Origin of the sequence: Mycobacterium sp. AT1 (assembly GCF_002043095.1) — a bacterium.
In the GTDB taxonomy this organism is placed as follows: domain Bacteria; phylum Actinomycetota; class Actinomycetes; order Mycobacteriales; family Mycobacteriaceae; genus Mycobacterium.
This window is the reverse complement of record NZ_MVOC01000025.1, coordinates 36,870-46,097: the sequence shown is the minus strand read 5'-3', so window position 1 is coordinate 46,097 and position 9,228 is coordinate 36,870. Positions and strand designations below refer to the sequence as shown.

Below are 9,228 nucleotides of genomic sequence, written 5' to 3'. Positions count from 1 at the left end.
GACCGCGGGTGCACCAAACCGGGCTGCACCGTCCCCGGCTACGGGACCCAGGTGCACCACACCAACGGGTGGGCCAAGAACGGGCAGACCAACATCGACGAAGTGGTCTTCGCCTGCGGCGGGGACAACCGCCTCGCCGAACAAGGCTGGACCGTCACCGTCGGCCCCGAGGGTGTCCAGTGGATACCCCCACCACCACTCGACGTCGGGCAAGCCCGACTGAACTACCTCCACCACCCCGAACGACTCCTCGCCGAACCAGGCCCGTAACCGAAACGGCAGGCAGGCGTCGACGCCGACGCGGCACCGGCATTGATAATCAACCGGTGTCGCTACCGATGATCGCGATCTACCTGCTGCTCGCCGTGGCCGCCGCCGAAGCCTGCGCCATCGCCGTCCTGTGGCAGCGGGTGAAGAAGCGCGACGAGGAACTGGGTGAACTGCAGCGCCGGCTCGACACCCGGACCAACCTGGTGTCCGGCGGACGCGAAGCCGTCAAGACCGTCTGGCAAACCGCAAACATCTTCCGCAAGGAAGGATTCGGCACAGCCGTCCGATCCAACATCGAGGACCTCGCCGACTGGGCGGCCGTCGAACGCCCCGACCTGGCCCGGCTGGCCCCGAACGGACGGGTCGCCATCGTGTTCTCCGACATCGAAGGGTCGACAGCGCTCAACGAACGCATCGGCGACCGCGCCTGGGTCCGCCTCATCGACCGGCACGACAAGACGGTGAGCCGCCTGGTCAAACGTCACTCCGGCTACGTCGTCAAGAGCCAGGGCGACGGATTCATGATCGCCTTCGCGCGACCCGAGCAGGCGGTCTGGTGCAGCATGGACCTACAGCGCGACCTTGCCAAGCGGCCCAACGGAATCCGGGTGCGCATCGGCATTCACGCCGGCAAGTCGGTGCGCCGCGGCGACGACCTGTTCGGCCGCAACGTGGCGATGGCGGCCAGAGTCGCCGCGGCAGCCGACGGCGGCGAAATCCTGATCAGCGAGTCCGTGCGCGACGCCCTTGGCGACGACGTCACCGTCGACGGGGGCAGGGACGTCGAACTGAAGGGATTCAACGGCATTCACCGGCTGTATGCGGTTGCGAGCTAGAGCTGCTACTCCCTGGCGCCGGACTCTTCCAGTCGCTGGTGCAGCTTTGCCCGGATGTCGTCGGGCGTGTAGGCATTTCGCTTGCGCTGATCCCGCGCGACCAATGCGCCGCCCGCCATGACTCCGGCGACACCGGCCAGCCCGATCCACTTCCAGATGCCTCGCATCGCCATAGTCTGGACCATGGCCCCGGGTCGCTTCGCTCCTGCCCGCCGAACCTAAGCTGCCATGGTGAATGCGAACACGGTGACGCTCGAACGCGCATTGGCCGAAACGCGAACCGGCGACATTTGGCTGTTCCGCGGCGACTCCGGCCCCGATCGCGCAATCCAGACCATGACCAACGCCCCGGTCAACCACGTCGGCATGACGGTGGCGATCGACGACCTGCCGCCGCTGATCTGGCACGCCGAACTCGGCGACAAGCTGGAATGCCTCTGGAGCGGCGGCCACCACCGCGGCGTTCAGCTCAACGATCTGCGGCAGGCCGTCGAGCGGTGGATGCTCACCTACGGTCAGCGGTGCTGGCTGCGGCAGATGACGCCTTACGCCACCCGCCAGCAGGAAGACGACCTACTGCAGGTCATCGCCCGGATGGACGGCACCGCGTTCCCGACGACCGCCAAGCTCACGGCGCGGTGGTTCCGGGGCCGGGTGCCCACGTTGCACGACTGGACCAAGGGGATTCCGATTCTGGACGACCGGGTTCTGAAGCTCACCGGCCGCAAGCGCGAGGAACGCCGCAAGGTGGGGCTGGAGACCGCCTACTGCGCCGAGACCGTCGCCGTCACGTATCAGGAGATGGGGCTGCTGGCGACGGACAAGGACACCAACTGGTTCGATCCCGGCAAGTTCTGGAGCGGTGACACTCTCCCCCTTGCCCCGGGCTATGACCTGAGTGACGAGATCTCGGTCGTCCTCTGAGCCACAGCTGGGTACCGTAGCGTCGAGGCATGTACCGAATCGTCGCGGTGTTGGCCGCCATTGGTGTCGCGCTCGCGGGTTGCGCGGGGATCGGCGACGAATCCACGACGTGTCACGACTTCACCGGCATGACTCAGGACACCCGCAGTGCCACCATCGCGAATCTCCTCAAGGCTCGCAACGGCCGCAACGCCTCCACCTCCGACGTCATGACGCGCGTCGCGGCCACGCTCGAATTTTGCGGCAAGGATGCCAATCGCGACAAGACCGTCGGCGACCTCAGGTGACGCGCAGGGCCGTCGACAGTGCGCGCACCACCGAGTGCTTGCCAAGGTCGACCTTGAACCCGTTCTGGCCCAACGGCTCAGCCCCCGCCATGATCCGCTCCGCCGCGGTCCGGAAGACGGCGTCGGTCGGCGGCTGACCGATCAGCCCGGCTTCGGCCTCGACCACGCGCCACGGCATCGGGGCGACCCCGCCCAACGCCACGGCGGCGGCGCTGATGACGCCGTTCTCGACGCGCAGCCCGGCTGCGACGGACACCAACGCGAAGGCGTAGCTGTGCCGGTCGCGGACCTTGAGATACCAGGAGTTCTTCTCGAACGGCGACGGTGGCAGCTCGATGCCGACGATGAACTCTGCGGTGCGCAGGGTGTTGTCGCGCTGCGGCTCGTCACCGGGCAGACGGAAGAACTCCGCGATGGGCACGTCTCGCCGGCCGTCGGGTCCCTGCACGTGGACGGTCGCGTCGAGGATGGCCAGTGCGACGGCCATGTCGGACGGATGGATCGCGACGCAGGACTCGCTGGCTCCGAACAGTGCGTGTTCGCGGTTGAAGCCGTCCTTGGCCGCGCATCCCGAGCCGGGATTGCGCTTGTTGCACTGCGCAAAGGCGGTTTCCATGAAGTACGGGCACCGGGTGCGCTGCATCAGGTTGCCGCCGGCGGTCGCCATGTTGCGTAGTTGGGTCGTCGCACCCGACAGGATCGCTTGCGACAGAACGGGATACCGAGAGCGGATCGACGGGTGGTTGGCCAGCGCGCTGTTGGTGACGCCCGATCCGATCAGGACGCCGCCCGATTCGGTGGCGGTGACGTCGCGCAGCCCAAGCCGCCGGACGTCGACGAGCGCCGTCGGCGCTTCGACGCCCCCCTTCATCAGGTCAAGCAGGTTGGTCCCACCGGCGTAGTACTTCCCGCCCGTCGCGACGACGCGGTCGACGGCACCGTCGACGGTGGTGGCGTGCTCGAACTCGAAGGTCTTCACTTCTGCCCCTTCGCCACGCTCGCGATGGCCTCGACGATGTTGGCGTAGGCCCCGCAGCGGCAGATGTTGCCGGCCATGCGTTCGCGAATCTCGTCTTCGAACAACACCTTCGGACCGTGGCACACGGTGGCGCGGCCCGCCTCGAACGAAGCCGTGGACAGGTCGCCTCTGGCGTGTTCGTGAAGCATGGCGTGCGCCGACGAGATCTGGCCCGAGGTGCAGAAGCCGCATTGAAAGCCGTCGCAGTCGACGAGCGCCTGCTGCAGCGGATGCAATTGGTCGCCGTCGGCGATGCCTTCGACGGTGAGAACCTCACTGCCGTCGACCGACGCCGCGAGGGTCAGGCAGCTGACGACCCGCTCTCCGTCGACGGCGACGGTGCAGGCCCCGCAGAGGCCGTGGTCGCACCCCTTCTTGGTGCCGGTGAGGTGCAACGTCTCCCGGAGCAGGTCGAGCAGCGTCGACCGGACGTCGGCGGCCACGGTGCGCGACTCCCCGTTGACGCTGAGCGTGACGTCTCTCATGGGGTGCCTCCGGGGTCGGATTCGTCGTCGAACGGCTTCATCAGGTTCTCGAGAGTGATCGGCAGGTTGCGCAGCCGCTTGCCGGTGGCGTGGAAGATCGCATTCGAAATCGCCGCGGGCACACCGCAGGTGCCGATCTCGCCGATTCCCCGCACCCCGACCGGGTCGAGTCCGTAGTCGGGGACGTCGACGAAACCGATGTCGAACGCCGGCCGGTCGGCATGGGTAGGCAGGTAGTACTCGCCGATGAGCTGCGCGGTGTGCGCGTCGTAGGGCACCTGTTCGAGCAGTGCCATGCCGAGCCCAAAGGTGATGCCGCCCATCACCTGGTTGCGCGCCAGCTTCGGGTTGAGCACCCGCCCGCAGTCCATCATCGCGACCCAGCGGGTCACCGACACCCGGCCGATCTCCTCGTCGACCGTGACCTCGCAGAAGTGCGCGCCGAAGGACTGGGACGTCGGACCACCGTCGGCCGCGCCCTCGCTGGTCGTGGTGAAGTTCAGGGTCTCGAGTTGACCGGGGGTGAGGCGGTCCAGCTGACCGCCCATGCCGTCCAACCGCTTTCGCCACTCGGTGGCGGCCTGATGCACCGCCGAGCCGACGGTGGCCGTCGTCTGCGAGGCCCCGCTGTAGGGCGCGTCGGGGAACAGCGAGTCGCCAGAGTCGAAGCCGACTCCTCCGACGTCGAGGCCCGCGGCCTCGGCGGCGATCTGGGTCATCACGGTGCGGACGCCGGTGCCGACTTCGTGGGTGGCCGACGCGAACCGCACCGTGCCGGAGGCGTCGGTGGTGACGCGGCAGCTCGCCGGCATCCGTCGCCCGGGGTAGGTGGCGGTGGCCATCCCCCAGCCCACCCGGAGACCGTCACGGTGCAGCGACCGAGGGGCCATCGGGCGATCGCCCCAGCCGAAGCGCTCTGCGCCCTGCAGGTAGCACTCGCGCAAGTGCTTGCCCGACCACGCCTTGCCGCTGGCCTGGTCGTGGTCGGTGTCGTTGCGCAGACGGAGTTCCATCGGGTCGACGTTCGAGGCGTAGGCCAGCTCGTCCATCGCAACTTCGAGGGCGAACAGGCCCGGCGCCTCCCCCGGTCCTCGCATGAAACACGGTGTGGGGTAGTTGATCCGGGCGACGGTGTGGGAGACGACCAGCCGTGGCGAGTCGTAGAGGAACCGGGCCGAAAGGCCGACGGGTTCGCAAAAGTGCGCGACGGTGGAGGTCTCGGTGAGGGTGTGTTGCTCGGTGCTCAGGATGTGCGCCGCGTCGTCGGCGACCAGGGACAGGTGCTGCTCGGTTCGGGGGCGGTGGCCGGTGGAGGAGAACATCTGGTCGCGGGTCAGCACCAGCTTGACGGGACGCCCGACTTCTCGCGAGGCGACGGCGCACAGCGCGACGTGCATCCAGAGGAAGCTCTTCGATCCGAACGCGCCGCCGACGAGTGGGGACAGGATGCGGATCTTGGCCTCGGGGATGCCGAGATAGGCGGCCAGCGCCATCCGCTCCCCAGTGATCCAGCGAGTGGTGTCGTGGACGGTGAGGAAATCGTCGTCCCACTGGGCGATCGTCGCCGACAGCTCGATCGGGTAGTGGGCGTTCAGCGGTGTGGTGTAGGTGGCCGAAACCCTTGCGGCCCCTGCCGGTTCGTCGGCGGCGCCGCGGCTGTCCTGCAGCTTCTCCTCTTCGAGTTTGACGAAGTGGTCCGGCTGGTAGACGCCGTGGCGGACGGCCCCGTCACCCTCACCGTCCCGGTCCCCGGCGCGTGCCCCGTCGTCGAGCACCTCGCGCGCGCTGAGCTGGGGTGGGGCGGCCTCGTAGGCCAGTTCGAACGACGACGCCGCGGCCGTGGCGTTCTCCAGCGTGTCGGCGACGACCAGCGCCATGTGTTGCCCGACGTGTTGCACGGTCAGATCGGACAGCGGCGGCCGTCGCTCCAGGGGCAGGTCGTCGCTCATCTGCCGTGGCGGGGCGTGCAGCCCAGGACAATTCAGCGGCGTCAGAACGTGAAGCACCCCCGACGCCGCGAGGGCGCGTTCGGTGCTGGCGCGCAGCGAGTCGGCGGTGACGGTGCCGTGCGGGATCTCCGATTGCACCAGCATGGCGTACGTAACTTCCGGGACGACGACGTCCGCGGTGTAGGTCGCGTGCCCGGTCACCTTCTCGATGCCATCGACTCGGTTCATCGGGGCGCCGATGATCCCCATCGCGTCTGCGGTCGGCGTCATGTCATCACCCTCGCCTCTCAACACAGTTCACGTCGATGCTGCTGGTTGCCATCACCAATACCCGCTAGCGGGTATCGACGCATGCCAAATGATCGGGGCCGGCAGGGCCGAGCAGTGATTGGGCGGCCAATCGGATACCCGACCGCGCCACCGATTCGAGGTGTGTCAACCGGTGCGCCTCCCACGACCCGAGCCGCTGTTGGGGCAGGCTCGCGGGCGGCATCCAGCCGTGGATGGCACGCGCCAGAGTCGCGGCGTCGCCGAGAGCCTTCGACGTGCCGGAGGCGGTGTGCGGGCGCACGGTTCCCGCCGCGTCGCCGAGGAGCATCACGCGGTCGGCGACCATCCGCGACGGCGGCAGGTCGAACACCGGCTGCATGAAGACGTGCGACTGCCCGATCAGCTCGACGAACGGGCCGGGCAGCATCCGTTCGGCCAGTGTGGTCACCTCGGTCAGATTCTCCGCGGTGAGCTCCCCCGGTGGCAGGAAGTTGTCGTAGCGCCGGCCGGACGTGCCGGTGAGCAGCCGTCCGAGGCTGCTCTCGGCGGTGTTGACGTACCAGACCCAGTTGACGCGCCGCGAGCCACGCTCCAACTCGCCGTTCGCACCGGGAACCAGGTAGCAGAGCATCTGCATGCCGGGGGCGCCGAATGAGGTGAACCGCTCGGCGAGCAGGTCGACCAAGCCTGCGGGAAGGTCTGCCTCCGGCTCGAGTCCACGCCAGGCGACGTAGCCGGCGTAGGCGATGTCTCCTGGCAGTCGAAGCAGGCCGCGCGTGGTGGACCCGACACCGTCCGCCCCGATCAGAAGGTCGGTCGTCGTCCGGTGGCCGTCGACGAATGTCGCGGTGACACGGTCACTTTCGACGCTCAGATCGTGGAGTTCACTGCCAAGGCGGTAGCAGACGTCGCCGAGCGGCGCCCGCAGCGTGGCGTACAGGGTGTCCCAGGCCGTCATCCACTGCGGCGCCTCGTAGCGGCCGATCCGGCCGTCGCGGTGCAGTTGCTGACGTTCCTGCAGCTGCACGCTGACCGACGGCACCGAGACACCGAGGCGGGACAGCAGCGACTCGACCTCGGCCTGCATGACGATGCCTGCGCCGCGCGGTTGGGTTCGGTCGACCGACCGCTCGTAGACGGTGACGTCGGCGCCGACGGACCGGAGTTCGTGGGCGGTCGCGAGTCCGCCGACGGACCCGCCGACGATCGCCGCCGTGAACGAGTGGGCGGCGGCAGTGGTCATGATGCCAGCCTCGTCGGCAGGGTCACGCTCGACAATGTCGCCGTGCACACACCTTCGGCAGAGGTATGTGCCCGACTACACGCTCGCCACGTCCAGCACCGTCAGCGCGGCACTGAACTGCAAGGCGACCGCCGGGTCCGCGAGGGCGACGCCGCAGAGCTGTTCGATGCGGCGAAGCCGCTGGGTGACGGTGTTCGGGTGGATGTGCAGGGCACCGGCCGTCCGGCTTCGGTCGAGCTTGCAGGCGAAGTGGGTGCGCAGCGTGTGGACGAGGTCGGTGCGGTGGACGGCGTCGTAGTCGAGCAGCGGACCCAGCGTGCGCCCGGCGAAGGCCACCAATTGCGTGGAGTCCTCGAGTTGCAGCAGCAGGCCGAGCACGCCCAGCTCCTCCAGTCGCACAACGGTGTTGGTGCGCCCGGCGCGCATGGCGATGTCCAGTGCTCCCTTCGCCATGCGATACGCCTCGCCGTAGCCGTGCTCCCCCGGCGCAGAGACCGCCACCGTCGCGTCGGCTGACCGCGACACCGAACCCATTGCCCTGCGGATCAATTCGGCCGCGTCATCCCCGGGTTCACCGTCGGCGGGCCACAGCGTGACGACGTTGCCGCGATGCATCGCGGTGAGTGGCCGCGGCCGCCGCGAGTGGGCGAGTTCGGCGACGAGCGTCAGCGACCGTTGGTAGAGCCGGCTCTCGGCGGGCTCGTCGGCCGAGCCCAGTGAGCCAACCACGACGACGTGGGGTCGCGTCGGGTCGTGGCCCAACCGCTGGGCGCGCTGCAAGAGCTGCTCGGAAACGATTGGCCCGCTGCTGAACAACTCGGCCAGCAGCTCGCCGCGCAATCGGTGCTCCACCTCGGCGGCGGTCCGAATGCGCAGCAGCTCCAGCGAGATCACGATCGACGCGTGCTCGACGGCGCGCACGCCGACCGGGTCGAGCGCGGATTCCCCACGGGGGAACCAAATTCGGGCCACGGCGTCGTCACCCAGCCGGGCGACGGAGACGAAGTACGCCGAACCCTCGAGACCCTCGAGCAGCACCGGCGCCGACGCCACCGACCCGTCGACGACGGCCGCGGCACGCCAGTCGTCGTCAGGCAGCTCGGCGGCGTCACCGGCGGCGGCGAGGACGACGTTACGGGCGTCGTCGATGAGCACCGCGCGCCCGATCAGCTCGGCGATCACCGCGGCGATGCCACTGAGTCCGCCCGACCTCAACGTCACCGACAGCAGTCGCTCGTGAATCTGTTCCGAGCGTGTCAGCGCGTCGCGTTGTTCGCGCAGCGACTCGTTGAGTTGGCGCAGCTGGTCGAGCCTGCTGGCCGACGTCAGCGCGATCGCGGCGTGGTTGGCCAACAGGGTCAGCCGTTCGACCTCGCTGCCGGTGAACGTGTGAACAGGGGCGTAATACCCGTTGAGGGTGCCAAGGACTTGCTCCCCGGCGACGAGCGGCACACAGATGATCGCGCGGTACCCCTGCTCACGGGCGACGCCACCCCACGGCGTGAACTCGGCTTCGGCGTCGATGTCGCGGATGGCCACGGGCTGGCCGGTTTCGAAGGCTTGGCTCGACGGTGAGCCGCTGCCGAGCCGGACCGGACGATCGGTGTTGACGCGGCTCACGTATTCGTCGGACAGTCCACTCCACCCCATGATGACGAGGGCCTCGCCGGCCGCGTCAGGCGTCAGCACGCCGCAAAAGTCATATCCGAGAAGAGATCTCGCCGTGTCGGCGACGAGGTCGAGGACCTGACGAAGGTCGCCAGCCGACGTCGACGCCGAACTCAGCTCGCGCAGCGCGCTCAACCACGTGACCAGCTCGGCCGCCGGCTGCCGCTCCGCATCCACCGCCATGCGGACCAGCATCCCACGTGAGTGTTCTGAAGCACACAGCATTGGCCGAATGATGTCTTGCTCGACATTGAGGGCCACGTGGACTGTGACGACAC

10 protein-coding genes are annotated in these 9,228 nt (G+C 68.4%); 4 read left to right on the top strand and 6 right to left on the bottom strand.

All coding sequences use genetic code 11. The features are described 5' to 3' along the window. Positions 1–270, top strand: a 270-nt coding sequence (locus tag B1790_RS34675) for an HNH endonuclease signature motif containing protein (RefSeq protein ID WP_198951987.1), incomplete at its 5' end; no start/stop codon positions are given. Positions 271–338: 68 nt separating this feature from the next. Continuing rightward, positions 339–1,106, top strand: coding sequence for an adenylate/guanylate cyclase domain-containing protein (locus B1790_RS12280; RefSeq protein WP_079923498.1), 768 nt, complete (start codon positions 339–341; stop codon positions 1,104–1,106). Between the two features lie 5 nt (positions 1,107–1,111). Here the strand turns inward: B1790_RS12280 and B1790_RS35000 are convergent, their stop codons facing one another. Then, a complete protein-coding gene (locus B1790_RS35000; protein ID WP_198951986.1) occupies positions 1,112–1,273 on the bottom strand; it encodes a hypothetical protein in 162 nt (53 codons plus the stop codon). 61 nt (positions 1,274–1,334) lie between these two features. Between B1790_RS35000 and B1790_RS12270 the strand changes: the two genes are divergently transcribed. Together B1790_RS12270 and B1790_RS12265 are read left to right on the top strand one after the other, a co-directional pair. After that, a complete protein-coding gene (locus B1790_RS12270) occupies positions 1,335–2,030 on the top strand; it encodes a guanylate cyclase (protein ID WP_142271264.1) in 696 nt (231 codons plus the stop codon). 29 nt (positions 2,031–2,059) lie between these two features. Beyond that, positions 2,060–2,317 (top strand): hypothetical protein, encoded by a 258-nt coding sequence (locus tag B1790_RS12265; protein WP_079923490.1) that lies wholly within the window; start codon positions 2,060–2,062, stop codon positions 2,315–2,317. On the opposite strand, the gene B1790_RS12260 is transcribed toward B1790_RS12265, so the two are convergent. The 5 genes from B1790_RS12260 to B1790_RS12240 all read right to left on the bottom strand — a co-directional run bounded on the left by B1790_RS12260 (position 2,310) and on the right by B1790_RS12240 (position 9,133). Then, positions 2,310–3,296 (bottom strand): xanthine dehydrogenase family protein subunit M, encoded by a 987-nt coding sequence (locus B1790_RS12260; RefSeq protein ID WP_079923489.1) that lies wholly within the window; start codon positions 3,294–3,296, stop codon positions 2,310–2,312. The genes B1790_RS12265 and B1790_RS12260 overlap by 8 nt on opposite strands. Next, positions 3,293–3,820, bottom strand: coding sequence for a (2Fe-2S)-binding protein (locus B1790_RS12255; protein WP_079923488.1), 528 nt, complete (start codon positions 3,818–3,820; stop codon positions 3,293–3,295). The genes B1790_RS12260 and B1790_RS12255 overlap by 4 nt, the downstream gene beginning before the upstream one ends. Continuing rightward, positions 3,817–6,039, bottom strand: coding sequence for a xanthine dehydrogenase family protein molybdopterin-binding subunit (locus B1790_RS12250; RefSeq protein WP_233165077.1), 2,223 nt, complete (start codon positions 6,037–6,039; stop codon positions 3,817–3,819). The genes B1790_RS12255 and B1790_RS12250 overlap by 4 nt, the downstream gene beginning before the upstream one ends. A gap of 64 nt (positions 6,040–6,103) precedes the next feature. After that, positions 6,104–7,282, bottom strand: coding sequence for an FAD-dependent monooxygenase (locus tag B1790_RS12245; protein ID WP_079923496.1), 1,179 nt, complete (start codon positions 7,280–7,282; stop codon positions 6,104–6,106). Positions 7,283–7,357: 75 nt separating this feature from the next. Next, complete coding sequence (locus B1790_RS12240) at positions 7,358–9,133, bottom strand: GAF domain-containing protein (protein ID WP_079923495.1); 1,776 nt, start codon at positions 9,131–9,133, stop codon at positions 7,358–7,360. Positions 9,134–9,228 lie beyond the last annotated feature (95 nt).

Coding starts and splice junctions, on each gene's coding strand:
- B1790_RS12270 (WP_142271264.1), top strand. CDS start 1,335: ATGGTGAATGCGAACACGGTGACGCTCGAACGCGCATTGGCCGAAACG.
- B1790_RS12255 (WP_079923488.1), bottom strand. CDS start 3,820: ATGAGAGACGTCACGCTCAGCGTCAACGGGGAGTCGCGCACCGTGGCC.
- B1790_RS12280 (WP_079923498.1), top strand. CDS start 339: ATGATCGCGATCTACCTGCTGCTCGCCGTGGCCGCCGCCGAAGCCTGC.
- B1790_RS12250 (WP_233165077.1), bottom strand. CDS start 6,039: ATGACGCCGACCGCAGACGCGATGGGGATCATCGGCGCCCCGATGAAC.
- B1790_RS12240 (WP_079923495.1), bottom strand. CDS start 9,133: ATGGCGGTGGATGCGGAGCGGCAGCCGGCGGCCGAGCTGGTCACGTGG.
- B1790_RS12265 (WP_079923490.1), top strand. CDS start 2,060: ATGTACCGAATCGTCGCGGTGTTGGCCGCCATTGGTGTCGCGCTCGCG.
- B1790_RS12245 (WP_079923496.1), bottom strand. CDS start 7,282: ATGACCACTGCCGCCGCCCACTCGTTCACGGCGGCGATCGTCGGCGGG.
- B1790_RS35000 (WP_198951986.1), bottom strand. CDS start 1,273: ATGCGAGGCATCTGGAAGTGGATCGGGCTGGCCGGTGTCGCCGGAGTC.